The organism is Niallia sp. WK069_GA_01, from assembly GCF_983173855.1.
The window spans coordinates 4,902,151-4,926,587 of sequence record NZ_OZ470138.1; the positions used below are offsets into that span (position 1 = coordinate 4,902,151).

Genomic DNA, 24,437 nt, shown 5'->3' on the forward strand with positions numbered 1-24,437 from the left:
ATCAAACTACTCCACCTTTCAATACCTTTATTATATTCTTTTGCTCTAATCGAGTAATATTTACATATAAAATTAAACAATCAAAAAGCAAAATAATGATACCGCCGAGGGTTAAATAATTAATAAAAGGGTTCTTAATAAATACACTGATAACAATCGAAATCAATATACTAAGGAGACAAGCGCCAATTGATAAGTTAATTATTTTTTTATTTCTTTCAAAAAGGGATCTTCCAAGAAGTTTCTTTAAAAGCAACTCTTTTGCATTAAAGGTATATTCCACTTTCAAGATTGTCATAACAATAAAAATATTCATGCATAAAATCAAACCTAGTAGTATAAAAGAAATATACATAGCTCGTTTAATGATTTTCCAATTGTAATCGTATAAATTTTTAATATTTATCTTTGCTTCAAGCTCATCATTAAAATTATGAGCAGCCAAAAACTCTTGGTATTCCTCTTCTGTAATGTTATACATAATGTCATATGCAATGTACGTTCTAATATGAGCTAACTCATCTGAACTTTCTTCCGCAGTAAAAGTACTGTTATACATGATTATTGGATTTTCCTCTAACTTGGTATTAAAAGCATAGTACATATTTTTAACACTTAACACATCAATATCCGAGTCATAATATGTAACTTTAAAAGGAGGATGTGGTGTCTCATAAAAGCTATAGGCATTTTCTATCCCTTTAAAAGGTATATTTTCCTTTTTAAAGCGATTAGGAATCAATATATGCACGAAATCTCCTGTGAGCCTTTGCTGTATTTCTTTTGGCAGTTTTGCTTTGTATCCTCCATTCATTCGAATGACTGGGTAATTGAATTCAAAATCTGTATAACCCTCAACTGTAGCCTGAATATTCGTTATTTCTACTGATTTAGATTGAAACTGATGATGAAAAGCCTCCCTGATTTTTGCACTATCAACTAATCTATTAACATCTCTATAGTTCAACTCGACATAAGAATACTCTTTAAATGCTGATATTATATCTTTTTGCTTATAATAATTAATTCCCTCATCAATAAATGTTGACATTACCGTAATAGATAAGATACTTAAAACACTCATAACAACTTTTAATCCATAGTTAAGTGTTAGGACACTTTTTCCACTGGCTGAAGATAGTGTTTTTCTAAAATCACCCTTTAATAAAATTATATACAATACACTATTTAGAAAAAGAAAGCAGCTAAAAGCAATTACTTGTATGTTAATAAGAAACAATGAATGATGGAGCGGGTTTGTTAATATAAAACAAATAATATAGATGCATACCAATACAATAATATCCATTACAATTTGTTTTAGTATTAGGTGAGTCAAATTTACTCCCATTAGAACTCTGATTGAAATTTCTTTTTTTAATAATTGTATCTCATAGAAAGTTAAAAAAAGAATCAATAATAAACAGACGCTTAAAAACACGAACACAATTTGATCTGCATTTGAAAATGAGCCAATTCTTGGGAACCCTCCACCATATTTGTTTATCAGCTGCTGTTTAAATTTAATGATATTTTGTTCTTCACCAATTAAATAATAGTCATGACCCCTTTCCTTATTTTGAAACTTAGCAAAATTTTCATTCTTTACTTTTAAGTCCCCTAAAAAGAGACTTTGATTTTTTGTGAACACAATCCCCTTATTTTTCAAATCATTTAAAACTGCCGAATCTCCAAAAATCGTCATTTCACTCTTTACTGTTGATTGAATATTTCTTTCAATAGAGAATAGGGAAACGTGGTGTTTTTCTGCTGCAGTTATTAATTCATTATTCATTTCTTCATTACTTGTCTTATCTGGTTTAAAAAACGTGGTATGATAATATTCTTCTTCAAAATTATCTAAATAGTAGATATAAAATTCACCAATAAAAATACTTGCGATAGATAAAAATAAAAGTGCCAGTAAGTATTTAATCTTTTTCATAGATCATCTATATCCTTAATAAATATTCCATTCATCATTTGCTATCTCTTTCATTTTTGATAAATCTTCTCTATATTTTTCAATCAATTGCTTTCCATATTCATCTGTTTCATCCAACACATCAAAATTCTTTTTAACCATAATCTGATAAGTATTATTATCTTCATTAATCATAATTCCATTTTCCATTCCGAACAGTGAAGGCCAAATAATAATCGTTAAACTGCCATCTTCATTGGTGATAGCTAAATTGCCAGTAAATGAACCGTAATCAGACTTTTTTACTGATAAAGTATACTCTTTTATACTTTTAGTTTTGTTAATTCCTATATCTTCAAATCCCTTTTCATATTTATTAAATACAATTTGGTTATTTAAAAACCACATTAAACTATACGCTATGATTACTCCAACTATAGAAGCTAGAATGATTAACACTTTTTTCTTCATCTTTTTACCCCTAACTGTTTTACTACTTTGAAAAACACCTATACATAAAAAAATATAGATGTTCCTCAAGGTTAACTAGTAATCTATTAATAATTTATAGCATAATTTACCGAAGATCCATAATGTCTTACTTCGATACCCGTACTCACACCAGCACCCACACTTTTACTTACATGTGACCCGATTCCGTTAGAAACGTTAGCAAAGTGGTATTTGTAATCATGAATAGCATATGCAAAATCTTCGTTAATCCAAGCTGTATTGAATCCATAAGTTAATTTCCCTGCACCATCACCTGTTTTTTTAGTAGCTGTCCATGCGTTTGTGAAACTACTTGTTGCTGATGTAACAGCAGCTTTTGCTGTTATTCCGGTTGATAATCCTGATAATCCAAGCAAACTTCCACATAAAATAAGCAAATAAATAACCTTTTTTCTAATTAATGTCCAACTGCAAAATATATTTTCGTAATATTACGAATTTTATTCCTCGAGTTGTTTAACTATATCACTAAAAAAACTGAAAACACAATTGCGGTTTTCCGAAATACATTTCAAGAAACGATTTCACCCTATAAACCCTCATTAGCTCTTTTATGTGTAGCTATCTCAGATACTTATTCATCCACCCGGTATTAACTGCTGCATTTCGAACATCAAACTTCCGCACAAATTGGTTTAATTTCCAAAAATAGAGTCTTTATTAAGCACATCAACAGGTTTAAAATGCATTTTACCAGTTAACCTTAAACATGTTCCGCTTTTACATGAGAAAGTCCGAACGAGTTAGGGAAAGCCGCTACTCTTGTGGCAAATAGCAAATTTTATTTCTCCCCTTTCATTTTTTAAACAACCCTTGAGATTCACTATGACAAAAACCTTTCAATTCTTTTACAAATTCGGGAAAATAAACAGAAATAGTTTCTTTTTCTGCTTATTTCCTTTACAATGCCCACTAGATGCTTTTCTAATTATAGGTAATAATACTTTTATGTTTCGAAAGGAGAAATTTATGAAAAAATGGATTAACTTATTATTTATAGGACTGCTGGCTATTGTGGTTACTGCATGTTCATCGAATGATGAGGGCGATAAAGCAAAAGAAAATGCAGAAACAAACACTTCTGAAAAGGATACACAGGATCAAGCAAAACAAATGGAGGAAATGCAAAAGAAGCTAGATAAACAAAAAATCGACGAAAATAAAACCGTTGCTATCGTAAACGGCAAGAAGCTGTTAGGAAGCGACTATAATAACTTGTTAGCTTCTACACAAACGCAGGTTCAACAAATGGGACAGGATCCTACAACGGAAGAAGTAGCAAAGCAAATGAAAGAGCAAACCCTTGACAGCTTAGTAGGGCAAACCCTTCTTCTTCAAGATGCTGATAAAAAGGGATATAAAGCATCCAATGAAGAAGTTAGCAAACAATTAGACGAAAGCAAAAAACAATACAAAAATGAAAAAGAATTTAACGAGGCATTAAAAAATGCTGGTTTAGATACAAATACGCTGAAACTACGAATTGCTGAAAGTATTAAGTTTAATACGTATGTTGATAAAGAAGCAAAAGTAGCGGAAACGACAGATAAAGAAATTCAAGCATACTACGATCAAGTCTCCAAGCAAGGAAGCAGTACAGGACAAAAACTTCCTGAACTAAAGGATTTAAAACCGAAAATTAAAGAACAGCTGGAGCAGCAAAAGATACAAGAAAAGCTTGTAACAAAAGTAGAGGAATTGAAAAAACAAGGAAAAGTTGAAATTAAAATTTAAACGATTTGGCGCCTTCAAGACTGAGGGCGCCCTTATTATGAAACAAACCCCTTGCTAATACCAAAATTAAACAATGGGAACTTATGCGGTTGTACTCACTCAAGCATTAAAAACCCTATTTTTTCAAATAAGAAAAGCGCAAGCGCCCTCGAACAGCTCTGAAGAAAAATGTTCACATGACTCAAAAAGTGTTTTTTACTTTTAGAGGCATGGGGTTATTTTTCACAAGAGCTAGGCGCTGGAGCTAGACACTAATCTAAGTTGAAAAATTTTATACTTTCTTATCTTTCAAAAAACCGACCGATAATAGAACAAAGCTATCTCCGGTCGGCTTATCATAGAAGGTATCTGGTCTTAAACGAATTTGGTCCGCAACCACCATTGCTGTAATTGGTCACATATAACGAGTAAGGATGGAATGGGTGATGGATAATTGGTTGTTCCTTCGCCATTTTTACATACACTATTGTACAATTGGGTTTCCTTCTATGCCTTGAATAGGAGTCTCACCTATTCAAGGATTAAAAATATTTATCTGCATCAAAATCTAATTGGATTTGATAGTTTTTACTATTAATTAAATTAGATAAACGATTTGCTTGTCGCTCACAATCAATGCTTTTTATGCGGTAATCTTCTGGTTCGAATGTAGCAAGCTTCATTAATACTACATTATCGCCAATCGTATACAAATGTTCTTCTTTTTCTGCGGCTGCATACTGTTTAAACTTTCTCGCTTTGGCTCTTAATTGCGTTGCTAATTCAATCGCCTCAACAATGCTTATATTTTGATTGCCAAAGGTAATTTCATAATCAATATTTGCTCGATACATAAGCGTATCTAATAAACGATAATCAGCTCGAACTTCTTCTATTTCCTTTTCTACATCTGTAATCGTTCTTTTTTGTTTCGGAATTTTCTTGCCATCTTCTATTTGTATGAACGCCACACGATCCATTTCTTCTTCTAGCTCATGGATTCTTTTAGACAACACACTTCTAAGTTTTACCGCTTCTGCTTGTGTTATTTTATTCATTAGAACCCCCGTTTTTTTATTCTCGTGAACTTTTATTCTAGTATAACCGGATGCTATTCCTATACTATTTATACTGTTTTTATGTATCACAATCTCTTATTTCTTCATCCTATTATGAATCCCCATTTATTTCAAATAATAAGGTAACTTCTTATATGTTTTCTCAAGCTGTAGGAGATTAAGTTTGTTTTATGGAAGTATTAAAAAACGGTGTTGCTAAAAGTCTATGATCGACTTCTAGCAACACCGTTTTTACATATAATATAACTGCTTACAGCTTTTCAGCAGAAAAATTCGTCACTTCCAGCGGTTCGGACAAAAACTCTTCTGCTTGTGCTACAAAACGAGTAAAATGAGACTGCTGATTATGTACTTCTACAGCCTGTTCATCCTTCCATTTCTCTACCATAATAAACGTATTCTGCTGACCTGCTTCTTCATACAGCTGATAGCTTATATTCCCAACTTCGCTTTGAGACCCCGCTATTAACGGCTTCATGGCAGAAAGAAATGCTTCTCTTTTATCTGGATTCACTTTAAATATAGCATGGATAATAATCATAAATATCACTCCTTAAATCCATCATAGCATGCATCTACGGAAAATTTAAGAAAATTGCTTCTCCATAACATTATACGAACTGAATACCACCATCAATAAGAATGGATTGTCCTGTTAAGTAGTCAGAATCATTGGATGCTAGGAAGGAAACAAATTTTGCTACATCATCTGGCGTTTCTGTGCGGCCTAATGCAATGCCATCTAAGAATTTTTGTGTAGCTTCCCCACGTTTAAGGTTCATATAGTCGGTCATTTTTTCATCAATCAAATCCCACATTGGTGTTGCCACAATTCCTGGACAATAGCTGTTTACAGTAATGCCAAATTGTCCAAGCTCTTGTGCTGCTGCTTGTGTCAATCCACGAACGGCAAATTTTGTAGTAGAATAAGCACCAAGCAATGGAAGACCTTTATGTCCCGCCATGCTAGCTGCATTAATAATTTTTCCGCCGCCTTGTTTCTTCATTTGCTCTGCAGCTGCTTGGATGCCATAAAACACTCCAAACACATTGATTTTATATATTAATTCAAGGTCTGCTTCCGTAACCTCTAATAGTGGCTTAATTTGTGCAATTCCTGCATTGGCAATAAATACATCAAGCTGTCCAAACTCTTTTACGCCTTCTTCTACTAGATTAAATACTTCGTCTCTTTTGCTGACATCTGCTTTAACAGCAATGCTCCCTTTGCCAAGCGCACGAATTTCTTGTGCTGTTTCTTCTGCCGCTTCCATATTTAAATCACTTATCACGACATTAAATCCATCCTGTGCAAGTCTTAACGCGATGCCTTTTCCGATTCCTTGTGCTGATCCTGTAACTATTGCAGTTTTTGTCATTTTGACTCTTGATTACTAAAATTCCCATACCATAATTATAGAAAAGCTAAAAATAGTACGATAAATAAGAATAGTTTAGTATCAAGATTCACCTCCTTTAGTTGTATCAAGCAATTTCAAGTGCTTTCTTTGTACAGTAACTGGATTGTCTTTTCCTTTTTAAAACGAATCCATTTTTTTTCATAAAAGGAAGAAAAACCAATATTCTTCCACAACCCAAGTATAACAAAGATTCACAACCCAAAATTTTACAAATTTTCATCAATTTCAGCTAATAATAAATGCATATCACTTTTAAAGAAATAAAAACTTAAAGATAAATTCTCGTATGTGCTTTCATTGCTTGTACATGGTATTTTTTAACAAATGTAATAGAGTTATATTTGTCATAGTTTGTTAATAATTAGTGATTGCAAAGAGGAGTTAAAATCCAATATCTTAAAGAAATACTTTGAAAAAGGATCTCTATAAACGTTTACAGGAGAGTTGATTAACCAATTTGATTGCCCTTTTATCGGACAAACATCCCTCTTTCTCTGCTGTTTTTGTCCTTCATAAGTCGTATGAGGCACTATTTCTTTGTATTTTTCCGCTTTTTTGTCCTTCATATGCCGTATGAAGCACTTTTTCTTCGTAGTTTTCGCTGTTTTGTCCTTCATATGCCGTATGTGGCACTTTTTCTTCGTATTTTCTTGCTGTTTTGTCCTTTATAAGTCGTATGAGGCACTTTTTCTTCGTAGTTCGCTGTTTTGTCCTTCATATGCCGTATGAGGCACTTTTTCTTTGTATTTTTCGCTGTTTTTGTCCTTCATAAATCGTATGAGGCACTTTTTCTTTGTAATTTTCCGCTTTTTTGTCCTTCATATGCCGTATGAAGCACTTTTTTTTCGTATTTTTCGCTGTTTTGTCCTTTATAATTAAAAATATGGAAATAAATCCAGGGTTTCCAATTCGATAGAGTGGAAATAAGAACCGAGCCTTCCTGTTCGCTTCCTTTGGATTAAAAAAGCGCAGGGCGCCCAAACTCAGCCCCGAAGAAAAATGTTCTCCTGACTCAAAAAGTGCTTTTTACTTTTAGAGGCAGGAGGTTATCTTTCACAGGGACTAGGCGCTGGAGCTAGACATTAATCTAAGTTAAAAAGTTTTATGCTTTCTTATCTTTTAAGAAAAAAACACGTTTCCCTTTTTTAAGGAAAACGTGTTTTTTTAAGCCAAAGCAATCTTTAATCGCTCCAAGCCATCTCGTAATACTTCTTGTGAACAGCCAATATTCATTCGGACAAATCCTTCTCCACCAGGACCATATTTTGCTCCAGGTTCTAGCCCAAGCTTGCCTTTTTCAACTAATGCTTTCTTTAATTCTTCATCACTTAAATTCAAGTCATGGCAATCTAGCCACAGAAGATAGGTTCCATCTGGTTCCATTAATCGTATAGACGGGATATTTTCTTCAATAAACTCTTTCGCAATGGCAACATTCTGCTGTAAGTAGCTTAACAGCTCATCCAGCCAGCTCTCTCCGTAACGATAGGCTGCTTCCATAGCTATAATGCCAAAAGTATTCAATGTATGGAATCCTGTTCTTCGCTGGAAGTTTTCATATCTGCTTTTTAATGCTTCGTTCGGAATAATGCATGCAGATGCTTGAAGTCCTGCAATATTAAATGTTTTACTTGGCGCAATACATGTTAGTACAATTTCTTCATATTTTTTATCCAACGCTGCAATTGGATAGTGTACATGCGGCTTGTACACATGATCTGCATGAATTTCATCCGAAAGAAGCAAGCAATTATATTGTAAGCATAAATCTGCTACCCTTTGCAGTTCCTCTTTTGACCAAACTCTTCCCCCTGGATTATGTGGACTGCACAAAATAAATAATTTCACGCCCAATTGCAGTTTCTGTTTCAAATCTTCAAAATCCATTTCGTATCGATTATTCACAAGCTTTAATGGAGAGTTCAACACCACTCGTTCATTTTTTTCGATCATTTCAAAAAATGGTGCATATACCGGAGATTGCAGCATCACATAGTCCCCTGGCTCCGTGAAAGCTTGAATAGCTGTACTGATGGCAGGAACAACACCGGAATGATAAACAATGGATGATTCTTCTATTTTCCAATTATGTCGATTCATAAGCCAATTAATCATTGCATCCGAAGCAGCATTCGGAATATATGTATAACCATAAATGCCATGTTCCAGGCGTTTCTGCAATTCAGCAGTTACCTCTTTAGGCGGCTGAAAATCCATATCCGCTACCCACATTGGAAGCACATCATCTGTTCCGAAAACAAATTTATTGTATCCCCATTTAAAGGAAGCAGAGTTGCTTCGGTCAATTACTTTATCAAAAATACTAGTCATTTCCTTCCCCACCTTCAATTATTATTTACTGATTATTATAAACATTTTCTGATACCTATTCTAACATAAAATGTTTATTCTATTATTTCATTGCTTTCTCGAAATATCGGTACCAGACAAAAAGAAGTTAATCTTAAGCTGAGCCGCACCTCTAGAGCCTCTCCTTATCTTCTAAGCATACGATAAACAATAAGCACAAATGCCAAAATCCATATAAGGAAGATTTCAGCAACAAGGGGAACCTTATTCATTACATCAAACCAGTATCATGTTTTTGCCTTTTTTAGATACCATTACTTTTGTATGTTTGACCGTCCTATGTCAGGGTAGAAAACATTTATATACAATTGTATAAACCAGAATGAAGTGCAGACTTTTCTACTATGTATTCCTAAATTGAATGAAAGAAGGTGTTTGTTATGCCGACCATACAAGTTAATGACGGCACGAACATATTTTATGAAGAGAAAGGGAGTGGACATCCCCTTGTTATGATTCACGGCTGGGGATTTTCCGGGAGGTTTTTCCACCGTAATGTGGATGCTTTAGCTGAACATGCGCGCGTGATTACTATTGATTTGCGTGGACATGGCAACTCCGACAAACCTACATTTGGATATCGGGTTCCCCGGCTAGCAAAAGACTTATATGATGTGCTCACCGCACTTGATTTGCATAACGTCACAGTTCTTGGCTGGTCGCTGGGCTGCCCCGTAATCTGGAGTTATCTCGAGCTTTTTGGAAAAGAAAGACTCGCACAGGCTATATTTGTGGAGCAGTCTCCTAGACAGTACTATGCTCTCGACTGGAAATATGCTCATGCCACTTGCTATGATGATGCTTCATTTGCTTACACGAAAGCACAGGTTGAAATGGACACCGCTAACTTTGACCAAAACCAAATTAAAACCATTATGGCTACAGAACCGACACAAGAGGAACAAGAACTGATGCTTTCCGAAATGGCCAAAGCACCTGCTTCCGCTCGCATTGCCATTATGGCAGACCATACCCGTTATGACTGGCGTGATTTGCTGCCAGAGATTGATCTACCTAGTTTAGTGCTGGCTGCGCGCAAAGACAAAGTCTTTCCATGGCAGGGACCAGCTTGGGTTGGTGAGCATATTCCAAATGCGCAAACCGTCTTTTTCGAAGAGAGCAGTCACGCTCTTTTTCTCGACGAACCTGAAAAGTTTAATGAATCCGTTATTCATTTCATGTCTAACCATGGAGGTGTATCATGAAGCCAATCAAGCTTCCTTTTTCATATGGAGTAAATGAATTCACCACCCAGCCTTGGTCTTTCGAAGAGGATGTGAAGAATTATGCTCAACTTGGTGTAGAGACTATTGAGATATGTGAAGCCAAGCTTGACCCTAACCGTGCTAGTGCCCAACTAGAGCTTCTTTCTGAAACAGGCTTAACGGTTAGCTCTGTTCAACCACAGGTGAGAACCATTATGCCAAGCGCAAGTCAACCTAAACCTTCTGCTGTTGAGGACCGATTGGGATGCATTCGCCAATCCATTGAGCGCATCTCTCCTTACGCACCGGATGCCGTATTTGTTACGAATACAGGACCGGCACCAAAAGGCAACATGGCAGATACAATTCGTCAGACGATAGTGGAACATCAAGAACTTGCCAGTATTGCAGACTATCATGGAGTAAAAATTGCTCTTGAACCCTTAAACCCTGTGTCACTAAATATGGAAACTGCCATCTGGACTTATAAACAGGCACTTGAAATCGTTCAAGAAGTTAACCTAGAAAATATCGGTATTTGTCTTGATTTATGGAATCTTTGGCAGGACAATCATCTTATCGAGGGGATAAATGCTGCACCTGAGCTTATCTTCTTGCTTCAGGTCAGCGACTGGCGCACACCAAAATCCGGATTCGATCGCCGCAGTATAGGCACTGGCGAAATTCCTACTGGACAGCTGTTGCACTCCGTCTACGATGCCGGCTATCGAGGTCCATGTGTGCTTGAGATTTTCTCCCAGAATGTACCAGACTCCCTTTATAATACAGATCTGAATAAGCTAATTGTCGACAATCAGAAAGCACTGGAGCAAGCTTGGATTTCTGGTTGTTAATGGGAATTAGCACATCTAAAGGCAGATGGTTGCTATTTCATCTGCCTTTTTTGAAAAACCAAAATAGTTCATTATACGTTTCGTTTTCCACCTCTGTTTACAAAAAAAATCCCTTCCATTTTGTTTTGAAAGGGATTTTATAAACGGGCAAAAGCGTCTAATTTAATTCTATTCGTCTTGCAAAATCAGTAAATTTAAATTTATCTGGACGATGTCTCGATTCGCTGTACTGAAATAAACTTCCATCCTGCAAGTGAACCGTGCTCTTGACTACGGCTACCATCGGATAATTTTCCAAGTCAAGAATAGCTTGATCTTCTTTATTGCATGGCTCTACTGTAATTTCTTTGTTGGCAAATCCTATTTGCAGTCCTAGTTCCTCTTCAATATACTTATAGATTGAACCTTGGCAAATTTCTTCTGTCAAAATTGGAATATAGCTACTATTAAAATAATCCTTATCTAGGATAATTTTTTTTCCGTCTATTTCCCTGGCTCTATATATTTGCCAAACCTTTTCCCTACCATTTATATCTAACTGCTTTTGCAAGGCAGAATTCGCTGATATAAGCTCCAGTTTCTGTACCAAAGTATTAGTCCGTATCTTTAATTTTCCAGAAAGCTCTTTGAAGCTAATTAAGCCTGATACCGGAAAATTAAACTTGCTGAAATCCATAACAAAGGATCCTTTTCCTTTAATTTTATGAATATATCCATTTTGCTCTAGTACATGCAAGGCTTTACGAACAGTATCCCTAGACACTGCATATTGCTCCATTAAACTGCTTTCAGATGGGAGCTTAGAATTGATACAATAGGATCCATTTTCAATTTTAGAAACAATCTCACTATAAAGTGTTACATATTTACTGCTCATTTCCATCACCATAGGGAAGTATTTGTTAAACTATTTTAATAGATAAATAACAGATTCATATGGACGGAGAACCATTTTATTTGTAAAGGAATCGCCAGAATCTTTATAATTCGATAATAACAGCTCGCTTTCATAACCGACAAGCTTTTGTTCTGGCAATTCAACAATACATTCCTGTCCATAGAAGTTATTAATTACTAACAATATTTCATCCTTATAGCTTCGTGTATAGGCAAAAATGCGCTCATTCTCCGGTAAAATTTCTTGGTATACCCCATAAGCAATCACATCATATTCTTTTCTTAAAGCAATTAAGTTTTGATAATGATAAAAAACAGAATCCTGCTCTTCAAGTGCTTTCTCTGCATTTATATTCAGGTAATTTTTCGCCGATTGAATCCATGGAGTTCCAGATGTAAATCCAGAATGCTGAGTACTGTCCCATTGCATTGGGGTTCTTGAATTATCTCGGGATTTCGACTGGAGAATAGAAATAATTTCCTTATCCTCTTTGCCTTCCGATTTCAGGATATTGTAATAATTAATAGACTCGACATCTTTATATTGATCAATACTCGAAAAATAAGGATTGGTCATTCCAAGCTCTTCTCCTTGATAAATATACGGCGTCCCTCTAAGCATATGAATCGCTGTAGCAAGCATCTTTGCTGATTCCTTATGATACTTTTGATCATTGCCAAAACGGGATACAATACGCGGCTGATCATGATTACACCAAAAAAGAGCATTCCATCCATGCCCCTCTTGCATGCCATATTGCCAGGAACTGAGAATTTCTTTTAATTTTTTGAAATCAAATTCTACTGTTGTCCATTTTTCTCCATTTTCATAATCTACTTTTAGATGATGAAAACTGAATACCATGGACAATTCCTTTTCATTAGGATGAGAATATCTGACACAATGGTCAATCGAGGTAGAGGACATTTCTCCAACAGTGATAATATTTTCATATTTCCCGAAGGTTTCTTTATTCAATTCTTTTAAATAATCATGGATTTTAGGACCATCTGTATAAAACCTGCGTCCATCTCCCTCCATATCGTTTTCGAATACTTCCGGTTTCGAAATAAGATTGATCACATCAAGACGAAAACCCTTTACCCCTTTTTCTAGCCAAAATTCTACTATATCAAAAATCTCTCGTCTGACCTTAGGATTTTCCCAGTTTAAATCTGCTTGTGTTACGTCAAATAAATGAAGATAATATTCTCCATATTTCTCGGAATATTCCCAAGCTGAACCGCCAAATTTAGAAATCCAATTAGTTGGAAGACCTTTATCCTCTTGCGGCTCCTTAAAGATATAGTAATCTTTATATGCTTGATCACCTTTTATCGCTTTTTGAAACCATTCATGCTCTGTTGATGTATGGTTAAACACCATATCCATCATGATTTCCATATTCCGTGCTTTTGCCTCGGATACTAACCGTTCAAAATCTGCCATTGTTCCAAAACGGGGGTCAATGGAAATATAATCGGCAACATCATATCCGTTGTCCTTTAGCGGTGAAACATAAAAGGGTGTTATCCATAGATAATCGACTCCTAGATTTTTTAGATAATCGAGCTTTTCCATAATCCCATTTAAATCGCCAAATCCATCACCGTTTGAATCTTTAAATGACTTAGGATAAATTTGATATACAACACTTTTTTTAAAATCTTTCATAGAAAATCCTCCCTTTATAAGTAAAAAGGGAGATAAGCTCACTCTCCCTTTTAGCTACCCAGAAAAAAACGCTCTCGATAAGTCCGCAGTCGGAATACACTTCGCTTTCCATGGGGCGGGCGCCGAGCCTCCTCGCTGCGCTGCGGGGTCTCGCCTGTCCCGCAATTCCCATAGGAGTCTTCGTGTATTCCGGCTGCTCCCTGCTTCAACTATCCAAAAACTTAAAGAAACTGCTTCTTTTCTTGGGCCATGGTGCGAACCCTTATTAGCATGGATGTCTCCCCTGATAAGTGGTGCTCTCAAATGGGTCAGCAGCTTGAATACGTTTTGCTTTCCGTGGGGTTACGTTTATCCCGTAGAGGTCTTCCGTATTCCAACTTCCTCTATGCAATATCTATAACAACGTTTTATTCAAGCTAATGCATATTTATCTATTACCTTAAGCTTTTGCTTTAAAAAGATTTGTATTTTTTTTAAAATGAAATGGTGTTTTTTTTGAAAGAATAATCGTAAGCAAAAATGGAATAACAATGGCTACTAGCATACATACTGCAAACATTAGCATATGCTTTGGCTGAATAGAGAGAATTCCAGGTATTCCTCCAACCCCGATGGAGTTTGCCATTACTCCAGACCCTACTGATATGACACCAGCAATTAAAGACCCAATCATTCCTGCAATAAACGGAAAGCCATATTTTAAGTTAATACCAAAGATAGCTGGTTCTGTTACTCCAAGATAACAGGAAATAGTAGCCGGAATAGAAACTTGTTTTTCTTCTTCATTTTTTCTGTTTAAGTATACCATAGCAAGAACTGCTGAACCTTGAGCGATATTGGATAAGGCAATCATTGGCCATAGATTTGTTCCACCGAATTGACTCATCAACTGAAGGTCAATGGCATTGGACATGTGGTGCAGCCCTGTAATAACAAGCGGTGCGTAGAAGAATCCAAATACAGCCCCAAACAGCAACCAAAAGATGATGTAAGACCTGCGTATATACCAGCGGAAATAACTGCACCTATTTTCCAGCCGATTGGACCAAGAACAGTGTGCGCAATAATAACCGTTGGCAATAAAGAAAAGAAAGGAACAACAATCATCGAAACAGAATTTGGCGTAATAGCGCGAAGCTTACGTTCAAGGAAAGACAATAAAAGTCCTGCTAAAATGGCCGGGATAACTTGTGCCTGATAGCCAATCATTTCTACCTGTGCAAACCCAAAGTCCCATACAGGTATGTCTTTTGTTGTTGCAACTGCATATGCATTAAGCAATTGCGGTGACACTAGCGTAAGACCAAGTACAATTCCGAGTATTTGAGTAGTACCCATTTTCTTCGCTATTGCCCAGGTAATACCAACAGGAAGAAAATGAAAGATTGCTTCGCCAATTAACCATAAGAAGGAGTGTACGCCGCTCCAAAATTGAGAAACCTCTACAAGTGTTTTTGTACCATCTTCCACTAGTTTGATGTCTCCAATAATATTTCGAAATCCAAGAATAAGACCACCAACAACGATAGCTGGAATAAGCGGCGTAAATATATCTGCCAAATGGGCGATCATTCTTTGAATCCAGCTCATGTTCTGCTTCGCCGCATCCTTGACTTGGTCCTTCGAAGCTTCACTCACTCCAGAATTTTTTATAAATTCATTATAAAATGTTGAAACCTCGTTTCCAATAATCACCTGAAATTGCCCAGCTTGTGTAAAAGTACCTTTAACAAGTTTGATTGCTTCTATTTTACTTACATCAGCCTTACTCGGATCATTTAAAACAAATCTCATTCTTGTTGCACAATGTGTAACTGTTGAAATATTCTCTTTTCCTCCAATATGTTGAAGCAACTCTTTTGCAGGATCTGTGAACTTGCTCATCGGGTTTCCTTCCCTTCATCCGTTATTTAGATAACGCTTTCACTAAAACTAAAAAAATAATAGCGGTTTCATTTTTCTGAAAAATATAGAAGTTTTATAAAAATATACAAATTTTAAAGTCTTCTTGTCCTGTACGTATAGGTATTGTTTACGTTTTCATTTTAACGTGTACGTACAGCGTTGTCAATGTTTTTTTATTTTAATAAAGCTACAACGAAAAATATCTTCGGAACAACCACATATTACGTTAAAAAAGACTTTCATCCACTTATATCCTAAATCAGCATGTTAATATTAAAAAAATCCATTAATAAAATGGATTTTTGGCTCAAGTTTACCTCATTAAAAAGAAGTATACCAACTGTACGTTGCCGCATTTTTCAACCTCCCATATAATTCTATTTGTAGTTTTTTATCTCTTTCTTAACTCTACTATAAAAATAAGAAACTTCCTTATAAAATTAGAAAATATGGGAGAGAATTACCCTTTTATGGGAGGCCTTTCGTATAACAAAACACTAATAATAACCTTGTGCATGTTAGCTCATTAAATGGATAAATAGTTAAAATATGCTAAAAAATGTATGCATAATAAGTAGGAAGGGGGAATAATCCAGCTTATTATTCCCCCTTCCTTATTTAGTTATTTCTCAAAAACAAGCTCGACTGCTTCTTTCAATACATTAAAACGATACTCTGGAATATCTGTTGGTATGGCGCAGCCAGGAGCTATTACTAAACGATTGCTCGGAACATGAGCTGCTGCATTTTTTACACGACCAGCCATATGTTCTAGAAGTTGATTTCTATCGTCTATTCTAAAATCATTATTTCTCTCAATTCCTCCAACTAAAATTTTATCGCTTATTTCAGCTGCTTGCTTTAAAGAAACATTAGTAAGAATATCTTCCCAGCTAAAAGCCTCTAGAGGATAGTCCTTAAATAAATCGAAAAAGATATCCGTGTGTCCATGCATATGCAGGATATTAAACCAAGTTTTTCCTACTGCAGGCTCAAAAGCTTGTAAATCATAAGGCGTTCCAAAACGTTTATACAGCTCTGGAGTCATGACAAAGTCATTGGCAAATTGACTAGAATAAAAAATGCCATCCACTCCAACTTTAACAAATTCTTCAATTATATTTGCTGTAACCTCCGTTAATACTTTGAGACCAGCTTCTAATTCATCTGGATAATCACGAACTAAATCATAAAAGGGCCATGGGTTTTGCCAACCATTATAAAGCTCTTGGGCATAAGTAAGTGGTGTAAAAACGGTAGCAACTACAGGAACTTTCCCCTTGTATTTATCTACCAGCCTTTTCGCAACCTCCACTTCTCTAGCGATTGCACCCGTTTTTACGTCTACAGGTTTTAAACGAGTGAAACCTTTTGGCCCGTTTATATGTTGTTTTACTGTAATCGGAAATTCATCGCTGTTTCTAGACCAAATAATTTTTGAGTTATATTGCTCTTGTAGGTAAATACCATTAGACATCACCTTTATAACATCCCAATCATTTTGATCTTGAAAGGAACAAGTACGTTTTACTAAATCATTTACTACGCGGTCTTCTAAAAAAAAATGTTTCCATACACTTACGGCAGGTCTATCGACTTGTTTTCCATCTACCATTGCTCGAATTCTATCATATGCATTCATGGATTTATCCTCCAACTAATTATTATGATGTTCTAAATCTAATTTAGAAATGAATAGTGGGAATGAATACTAACTGATTATCACTCCCACCACTATCGTCCATTTCTTTTCATTCAGCTTATAGAAGGCTCTTTAGATAGAAGGTGCCTGATCTCTCACTATACTTTTTAAGAATTGTTGTGTTCTCATTTCCTTTGGTGCTCCGAATATCTCTTCGGGCATTCCTTCCTCGACAATTACTCCTCCGTCCATAAATATAACCTTATTCGCTACATCTCTCGCAAAAGACATTTCATGCGTTACTACTAACATGGTAGTGCCTTCTTTTGCTAATGTCCTCATTACCCCCAACACCTCACTAACTAGTTCGGGATCTAATGCTGATGTTGGTTCATCAAACAGAATAACGTCAGGGTTAACAGCTATTGCTCTGGCAATCCCTACTCTCTGTTGTTGTCCCCCAGAAAGTTGAGAGGGGTAAAATCCATATTTATCTGTTAACCCTACTTTATCAAGGGCTTTTTTTCCTATCTCATTTGCTTCCTCTTTAGGAATCTTTCTGCCAATAATTAATCCCTCTGTCACGTTTTCTAATGCTGTTTTATTGTTAAAGAGATTATAGTTTTGAAAAACAAAAGCAGTCTTTTTTCTGACATGCAAGATTTCTTTTTTACTTGCTGTCTTAAAATTAGTGTGCATCCCATCTAAGATAATCTCTCCTTCATCTGCTCTTTCTAAAAAGTTAATACAGCGAAGAAAAGTTGTCTTACCAGAACCACTTGGCCCCAAGATGCAGGTTACATCCCCTTTATGGATACTAATATCGACACCTTTTAAAATCTTATTTTCCCCAAAAGCTTTTTTAACATTTTTCAGTTCTAGCACATGTCCACCTCATTTCTAGTTAACTCCTAATTTATAGACTTTTAATCTTTTTTCAAATCGATTAAATAACACTTCTATTGCAGAGCATAATAGTAAATAGATAATCCAAACAACAATGTATGCTTCTGTATAATTATAGCCAAAGCCTGCTTCCACCTTTGCTATTGCCGTAATATCTTTCACGGTCATAAGGAAAACAAGAGATGTCGATTTGGTTAAATTAATCGTTGTCGTACATATATTTGGCACTGCTGCTACCAATGCTTGTGGAATAATGATTCTTCTATATGTTTGAAAATTCGTTAAGCCTATTGATTGTCCAGCTTCTAATTGCCCTTTATTCACCGTAAACAAGGCAGAACGGAAAACCTCTGATAAGTTTGCAATCGTATTTAAAGTAAATACAATATAAGCATAGATGATTGGATTTAAATCAAATATATTAATCGAGCTGTTTATACTAGAGAAAAAAACAGCCAATATACTAGGAACAGCACTGTAAATAATTAATATTTGTACAACAATTGGTGTTCCTCTTATAAAAGAAACATAAACAGCGCAAATATTTTTTAAAACAGGAATATTATATATTCGTATTACCGCAATGATAAATCCAATTGGAATAGATAGAAGCAGTGTCACACCTGTTATTTTTAAAGTAGTTAAAGCCCCTGTTAAGGAGAGAAAAAATGTATTTATAAAAAAGTCGAAATTAAAAGACATTCTATTTCACCTCCATTAAACCGTCTTCGATAAGATTTTCGCTTTATATTTCCGCTCAAAAATGGACATGCTCTTTTCAATGAGTATGGAAATAGCCCAATAGATAAGTGCCAGACCAATATATATTTCTTTTGTATTGCCGCCATAATTAAGTGCTACAATTAAATTCGCTTTCCCCATTATGTCAATAAAACCAATAGTAAATGCTAATGCTCCTTCTTGAAATAAAGCAATTAGCGCATTCCCTATATTAGGAAGGGCTATAAAAAAACATTGCGGAAGTAAAATCCTTATAAAAGTCTGGGTAGCTGTCATGCCAACACTAACTCCAGCTTCTAATTGACCTTTATCGATTGATTCATAAGCTGATCGCATTACTTCCGACATATTTGCTGAAAATAACAGCGAAAGTGTAATAATTACAAAAATCCCTTTATAAATATCATTTATATTCATCCCAAATGCTGCTTGGAATAATTCTGGAACACCATAATAAACCAAAAACAGCAAAACAACTGCTGGAGTACACCTTAATATATTTGTATATCTCTCCGCTATTAATCTCCATATTTTATTCGGACTTAACTTTGCTACTGCAACGAAAAAACCGAGAATCGTTCCAAAAATCACAGAAAATATGACGGTTAAAAAAGTCGTTCCTAAAAAAGGGAGAATTTCAGGATAATAAGAGAATATACTTTTAAAATCAAAGTCTTGCATTCCACATACCCCCATCTTTCTCTTTCCTCTACGTACAGATTATCTATTTTCTTTTATTATTTATTCTCTTCTAGCATTTTAAATGTATCTTCCCCTAAGAATTTAACGAGCAATTCATTCAGCTTTCCTTCTTCTTTCAATTTTACAACCGCCGTATCATAAGCATCTGCAAAAGCTTGTTCCTTTTTATTAAATAAAGGATATGTTTTTGTTGCAGTAAAGCCATTGTATATAAGCTTATCTTTTAGATTATGGAACGGGCCATCCTCTGATTCTATTGTGGCAGTGTAGACAGATTTCACACCAAGCCAAGCATCATAGCGACCTTCTGAAATCCAAATTGGCCATTCTGTTACAACAAAATTTTCAGAGCTTTCAATTTTTAACGTGTTATCTGGATTTTCTTTGTTATATGCTTGAACTAAACTATACTGGGCATCTTGAGGAGCAATCGGAATTAATTTTTTATTTAATTTCGCCATATCCGATAAATCATGAACAATATCCTTATCCTCTACTCTCATTATTAATCCTGAATTACTTGCTCCGATGTTTTCTTTAGGGTAAATATATTTTTCCGCTCTTGCATCTGTATAAAAAGCATTTTTTATCCCAACATTGTATTTGCCGTTTTCCACGCCAATTAATAAGTCATCATCTGTTGTTGGAACAAACTCAAATTCATAGTCAGGAAGTAGTTCATCTACAAGTTTCATTGCTTCTACGTCATAGCCTGTAGCATTTCCCTTATCATCTTGATAAGTTATTGGGATAGCAGTTTGCACATAAGCAACTTTAATCTTTTTGACATTATCATTACTAGAAGTAGAAGCTTTTTCACCTGATGAGCACCCTGTAATAATTAACATTACTAGTAAAATAAATGGAATACATTTTTTTATAAAATTCATTATTGATCATCTCCATATCCTGTTTATTTAATAGTTACTATTCATTTCAATCAAAAGATAATTATCTTGCTTTATTTGAAATACATTTTTTAGTTACCGGTTCCATCTATTTATTGTGCACTGCAGTTATTTCTCTCTATCACCCCCTCTAATGAATGTTATGAATAAGCTTTTATTTCTTGTGCAGATAATAAAGCGTTGTCTAAATCTGCAATAATATCTTCCACATCCTCCAGTCCAATGGAAAGCCTTATTAGATTATCTGTAATTCCAAATTTTAATCTCTCGGCTGATGGAATAGATGCATGAGTCATCGAAGCTGGATGTTGAACTAATGTTTCAGGATCTCCTAAACTAAAGGAAATCATTGCAAGTTTAAGAGAGTTCATGAATTGAATGCTCATTTTAAGGTCTCCTTTTAAATCAAAGGAAACAATGCCTCCCATATCCTTCATTTGTTTTTTTGCTACTACGTGCTGCGGATGCGTGGTTAATCCAGGATAATAAACTTTATCCACCATTGGGTGTTTTTCAAGATAACAAGCAACTTTTTGCGCATTATTGCAATGTCTTTGAACACGCAAGCCCATTGTTTTTAATCCCCTTAATATAAGATAGGATTCCCAAGCATTAAGATTTTGCCCAAGATCACCCATTATTTTCTTTCTCATAAAATGAATCATATCTTTCTTACCAACTATAAAACCAGCAACCACATCCCCGTGTCCATTAATGTATTTAGTAGCACTATGTACAACCACATCGGCCCCTAATTTTAATGGATTCTGTAAATATGGACTCATAAACGTATTATCGACTATTAGTGGAATATTATATTTTTTAGAAATCTTTGAGATTCCTTCTATGTCTAAAACGGTCAATTTCGGATTAGAAGGCGTCTCAATATAAATTGCTTTCGTGTTTGTTTTAATCGCATGTTCTAATGTTTCTAAATTTGTACAATCGACAAAATCATACTGAATGCCAAACCTTGGTGCTAAAGAGGTCATAAAGCTAAACGTGCCTCCATAAACATCTTTAGTAATAATGGCATGATCACCTTCCGCTAAAAACCCAAGCAAACTTGTAGAAATAGCTGCCATTCCGCTTGCTACACCTAAAGCAGCTTCTCCTCCTTCCAATGCGGCTATTTTTGCTTCCAAAATCTTAAGGGTCGGATTACTATAACGACCATAATATTCAAGATCAACTTCTCCAGAAACAGCTTTGGCCGCTGTCTCTACATTGGGAAAAGCATAAGCAACAGCTGGAACAATACTTGGTGAAATAGCATTCGTTTGAGGATCTGGTTGAGAATTACCATGAATTATATTTGTATTAAAACTCCATTTTTCCATCATTAGAAAGCCTCCATTATTGTTTGTAGATGTTAAAAAGGTTACATGTATACTGGTTTTAAATTAAAAAATAAAATATCTTCATTCATCTATTTTTTACTGCGATTATTTCCACCTCTACTAACACCTTTTTAGGTAATTCACATACCGAAACGGTTGATCGTGCAGGTTTGTGCTTTGTAAAGTACTTCTCGTATACACTATTAAATTTTGGAAAGTCCTCCATGTTTGTTAAGAAACAGGTAGTTTTAACAACATGAGAAAAGTCTATTCCATTTGCTTTTAATAGATTTTTTAGGTTTTCCATTACTCTTTCTGTTTGTTCTTGGATGGTTTCCCCTACGATATCACTTGTTTGCGGGTCCATTGGGATTTGTCCAGATGTAAATAAAAAACCCCCTACTTCAATTGCTTGTGAATATGGTCCAATTGCTTTTGGTGCTGTATCAGTATCTAAAACTAGCATTATAAGAATCCCCCTTTTTCCGAATTTTACAAAAATTAAATCCAAATAAATACTATTTACTCTTCGTTTCTCTTTATCTTGCTCACTACTCTTTTCTATTGTTTAGAATCAATTTTATTTAAATATCTGTATATTGTTGCTTCTGAAGTTTTTAAATACTTTGCCACTTCTGATACAGAACCTTTTATTAAAAAAATTCCCTGTTCATTTAATTGTTTGATAATATCTATCTTTTCATCAGGAGACATTCTTTCAGCAGAGATGGTTGTTTCAGAAAGTGCTTTAATGATAATCGATTCCGTAAGTTCCTCAATGGTTGTATGAAAGCCTTCAATAGGGTTATTTTTTTCTCCTGGTATATGTCCATGGAGATGCAACCCATTAGAGGATACTTCTGTTAAGCCATTAATTATACTATCTAAAATATTTCGAGCATCTACCATATAGCTTACATCCATATTAAAACAAAGCATTCCTAATACTTCGCCCTCTGAACCTTTTATAAAAAAGGTAGACGATCTTACAATATTGCCATCTTCTGTTCTCCCTGAATAATTAATTAAAAAGTCTTTTTTTACATACGATTTATCTTTTAATATCTTTAAAGCTAAATCGGTTAAGGGGCCCCCTTCCTTCCTGTTGCTAATTTGACTATTTTTAATAGCAACAATTGAATTTTCAATATTGCGTACATCATGTAGAACTACTTCACAGTGTGTTCCCATGACACTTCCCAAAAAATCCACAAGTTTTATATAAGGAATTAGTTTGGGATGTAATTCAATACTCATTTTTTTATTTTCCTTTCTCTTTAATGTGAACTGCATTAATCTAGAGTAGGTTTTTAGGTTCTAGAAAATCATGCCTGCCTGTTTAGCTTTATAAGATAGTAAAAACAAGCCCTTTTCACTCAAATCATCACAATCGAGTGAAAAATCAGATAATTAAAATGCTGATGAGAAATTATTATTGTATAAATAATTTTTCACCGTGCAAATATTTTCTTGTTTTTTCGAGTATAAACTGCCGTAAAAGAAATAGGCAAAAAAAAAATAAATCGTTTCTTTATTTGAAACGATTTGAAAAAAAATCCATTTTTAAAATAAGTCATGAAAAATTCATATCTGAAAAAGAAGTGTCCGAATACCTAGAAGAAAGAATATGATCTACCTTTTTTATCTAAAGTAGAATCTATTAATCTGCATTTAAACGCTTAAATAGGAGATGAATTCCATTGATTTTTTTATTTTTTGAATTTATTATTAATTTTAAATTTTATAATAAAATGATAGTGAGGGGAAAATAGTGAGTCAATATGAGGTATCTACATTAAAAAAGGGACTTCTTATCCTAAATGCTCTTCAACAGGAAGGTAGTATGACATTAAGTGAAGTGATGACCATGTTTGCACTTAATAAATCGACAACTTTTCGTTTATTATACACATTAGAATTAATGGGCTATGTAAGAAAAGTCAATAATTTATATAGTGTTACAAGTAAAATAGGCATCAAGCCAAACCCTTATCATTCTCGTTTAAATTGGCTTTCTGTTCCTCCTCTTTATCAATTAAGTACGGAAATCGGTGAAACAGCTTATGTCGGAATCCTTCGTGGAACAGATGTCGTCACTGCACAGGTAGTCGATGGCACTACACATTCATTAACACCAAACTCGAATGTTGGAGAAACAGCTCCTGTTCATTTAAGTGCTTTAGGAAAAGCCATAGTTAGCTTTTTAGAAACGACAGAACGTGAGAAAATAATTCGGGAATTAAAATTAGTACAAAGCACAAAACATACTTTTGCTGATTCTCATTCACTCAATGAACATTTGAAAATAATCCGCCAGAAAGGATATGCTATTGACGATGAGGAATCGAAAATTGGTTTACGCTGTGTTGCCGTACCTATTCTTTACCAAGATCATGTGATCGCATCCATTGCTATAGCCGGTCCCTCCGTCCGTTTAACCAAAAAGCTGGATAGTAATTTAAGTAAAAAATTAATCCACTGCAGTAGACAAATCTCAAAACTGCTTAAATAATATTTAAAAAAACGAAATGGTCCCCCCATTTCGTTTTTCTATTCGATCAAGTATTGTAAACCCACAAAAACAGCAAGCTTTCCCCAACGAACAAAAATAAAAAATCCACTTTATATAATAGCAACGAAAA

At 34.8% G+C, this 24,437-nt stretch carries 21 protein-coding genes and 1 pseudogene; 4 read left to right on the forward strand and 18 right to left on the reverse strand.

Going from position 1 to position 24,437, the window contains the following annotated elements:
- Window position 1: 1 nt before the first annotated feature.
- From AC5LWL_RS22805 to AC5LWL_RS22815, 3 genes are all read right to left on the reverse strand, one after another.
- Complete coding sequence (locus AC5LWL_RS22805; RefSeq protein ID WP_493436427.1) at window positions 2-1,945, reverse strand: DUF1430 domain-containing protein; 1,944 nt, start codon at window positions 1,943-1,945, stop codon at window positions 2-4.
- 15 nt (window positions 1,946-1,960) lie between these two features.
- Window positions 1,961-2,395, reverse strand: a complete 435-nt coding sequence (locus AC5LWL_RS22810; RefSeq protein ID WP_493436428.1) for a hypothetical protein — start codon at window positions 2,393-2,395, stop codon at window positions 1,961-1,963.
- Window positions 2,396-2,481: 86 nt separating this feature from the next.
- Window positions 2,482-2,814 carry a mediterrocin family bacteriocin gene (locus tag AC5LWL_RS22815; protein WP_493436429.1) on the reverse strand — a complete coding sequence of 111 codons (333 nt, stop codon included), beginning with the start codon at window positions 2,812-2,814 and terminating at the stop codon, window positions 2,482-2,484.
- 592 nt (window positions 2,815-3,406) lie between these two features.
- On the opposite strand from AC5LWL_RS22815, the gene AC5LWL_RS22820 reads away from it, so the two are divergent.
- On the forward strand, window positions 3,407-4,171 hold the full coding sequence (locus tag AC5LWL_RS22820) for a SurA N-terminal domain-containing protein (protein WP_493436430.1): 765 nt from the start codon (window positions 3,407-3,409) through the stop codon (window positions 4,169-4,171).
- 521 nt (window positions 4,172-4,692) lie between these two features.
- Here AC5LWL_RS22820 and AC5LWL_RS22825 read toward each other — a convergent pair.
- The 4 genes from AC5LWL_RS22825 to AC5LWL_RS22840 form a co-directional block, all read right to left on the reverse strand.
- Window positions 4,693-5,208, reverse strand: coding sequence for a hypothetical protein (locus AC5LWL_RS22825; protein ID WP_493436431.1), 516 nt, complete (start codon window positions 5,206-5,208; stop codon window positions 4,693-4,695).
- Between the two features lie 271 nt (window positions 5,209-5,479).
- Window positions 5,480-5,770, reverse strand: coding sequence for a putative quinol monooxygenase (locus AC5LWL_RS22830; RefSeq protein ID WP_493436432.1), 291 nt, complete (start codon window positions 5,768-5,770; stop codon window positions 5,480-5,482).
- Between the two features lie 70 nt (window positions 5,771-5,840).
- Complete coding sequence (locus tag AC5LWL_RS22835; RefSeq protein WP_493436433.1) at window positions 5,841-6,608, reverse strand: acetoin reductase; 768 nt, start codon at window positions 6,606-6,608, stop codon at window positions 5,841-5,843.
- 1,206 nt (window positions 6,609-7,814) lie between these two features.
- Window positions 7,815-8,981 carry a MalY/PatB family protein gene (locus AC5LWL_RS22840; protein WP_493436434.1) on the reverse strand — a complete coding sequence of 389 codons (1,167 nt, stop codon included), beginning with the start codon at window positions 8,979-8,981 and terminating at the stop codon, window positions 7,815-7,817.
- Window positions 8,982-9,400: 419 nt separating this feature from the next.
- Here AC5LWL_RS22840 and AC5LWL_RS22845 point away from each other — a divergent pair, with 419 nt between their 5' ends.
- Window positions 9,401-10,225, forward strand: a complete 825-nt coding sequence (locus AC5LWL_RS22845) for an alpha/beta fold hydrolase (protein WP_493436435.1) — start codon at window positions 9,401-9,403, stop codon at window positions 10,223-10,225.
- Complete coding sequence (locus tag AC5LWL_RS22850) at window positions 10,222-11,079, forward strand: sugar phosphate isomerase/epimerase family protein (RefSeq protein WP_493436436.1); 858 nt, start codon at window positions 10,222-10,224, stop codon at window positions 11,077-11,079. The genes AC5LWL_RS22845 and AC5LWL_RS22850 overlap by 4 nt, the downstream gene beginning before the upstream one ends.
- A gap of 157 nt (window positions 11,080-11,236) precedes the next feature.
- Here AC5LWL_RS22850 and treR read toward each other — a convergent pair whose 3' ends face one another.
- The 11 genes and pseudogenes from treR to AC5LWL_RS22905 all read right to left on the reverse strand — a co-directional run bounded on the left by treR (window position 11,237) and on the right by AC5LWL_RS22905 (window position 23,052).
- A complete protein-coding gene (gene treR, locus AC5LWL_RS22855) occupies window positions 11,237-11,956 on the reverse strand; it encodes a trehalose operon repressor (RefSeq protein ID WP_493436437.1) in 720 nt (239 codons plus the stop codon).
- A gap of 30 nt (window positions 11,957-11,986) precedes the next feature.
- Complete coding sequence (treC, locus tag AC5LWL_RS22860) at window positions 11,987-13,651, reverse strand: alpha,alpha-phosphotrehalase (protein ID WP_493436438.1); 1,665 nt, start codon at window positions 13,649-13,651, stop codon at window positions 11,987-11,989.
- A 439-nt stretch (window positions 13,652-14,090) separates the two neighbouring features.
- Window positions 14,091-15,535 (reverse strand): annotated as a pseudogene (gene treP, locus AC5LWL_RS22865) (PTS system trehalose-specific EIIBC component).
- A 643-nt stretch (window positions 15,536-16,178) separates the two neighbouring features.
- Complete coding sequence (locus tag AC5LWL_RS22870) at window positions 16,179-17,198, reverse strand: uroporphyrinogen decarboxylase family protein (RefSeq protein WP_493436439.1); 1,020 nt, start codon at window positions 17,196-17,198, stop codon at window positions 16,179-16,181.
- 132 nt (window positions 17,199-17,330) lie between these two features.
- Window positions 17,331-18,083: an amino acid ABC transporter ATP-binding protein gene (locus tag AC5LWL_RS22875; protein WP_493436440.1), complete on the reverse strand. Its 753-nt coding sequence runs from the start codon at window positions 18,081-18,083 to the stop codon at window positions 17,331-17,333.
- 15 nt (window positions 18,084-18,098) lie between these two features.
- Window positions 18,099-18,806, reverse strand: a complete 708-nt coding sequence (locus tag AC5LWL_RS22880; RefSeq protein ID WP_493436441.1) for an amino acid ABC transporter permease — start codon at window positions 18,804-18,806, stop codon at window positions 18,099-18,101.
- Window positions 18,807-18,821: 15 nt separating this feature from the next.
- A complete protein-coding gene (locus AC5LWL_RS22885) occupies window positions 18,822-19,526 on the reverse strand; it encodes an amino acid ABC transporter permease (RefSeq protein WP_493436442.1) in 705 nt (234 codons plus the stop codon).
- 56 nt (window positions 19,527-19,582) lie between these two features.
- The gene (locus AC5LWL_RS22890) at window positions 19,583-20,437 is read right to left on the reverse strand and encodes a transporter substrate-binding domain-containing protein (RefSeq protein WP_493436443.1); all 855 of its coding nucleotides are present in this window, start codon (window positions 20,435-20,437) and stop codon (window positions 19,583-19,585) included.
- Window positions 20,438-20,595: 158 nt separating this feature from the next.
- Entirely contained in the window at window positions 20,596-21,798 is a 1,203-nt protein-coding gene (locus tag AC5LWL_RS22895; protein WP_493436444.1) for a trans-sulfuration enzyme family protein, read from the reverse strand.
- 82 nt (window positions 21,799-21,880) lie between these two features.
- Window positions 21,881-22,261, reverse strand: coding sequence for a RidA family protein (locus AC5LWL_RS22900; RefSeq protein WP_493436445.1), 381 nt, complete (start codon window positions 22,259-22,261; stop codon window positions 21,881-21,883).
- A 95-nt stretch (window positions 22,262-22,356) separates the two neighbouring features.
- Window positions 22,357-23,052 (reverse strand): helix-turn-helix transcriptional regulator, encoded by a 696-nt coding sequence (locus AC5LWL_RS22905; protein ID WP_493436446.1) that lies wholly within the window; start codon window positions 23,050-23,052, stop codon window positions 22,357-22,359.
- A gap of 514 nt (window positions 23,053-23,566) precedes the next feature.
- Between AC5LWL_RS22905 and AC5LWL_RS22910 the strand changes: the two genes are divergently transcribed.
- Window positions 23,567-24,307: an IclR family transcriptional regulator gene (locus AC5LWL_RS22910; protein ID WP_493436447.1), complete on the forward strand. Its 741-nt coding sequence runs from the start codon at window positions 23,567-23,569 to the stop codon at window positions 24,305-24,307.
- Window positions 24,308-24,437 lie beyond the last annotated feature (130 nt).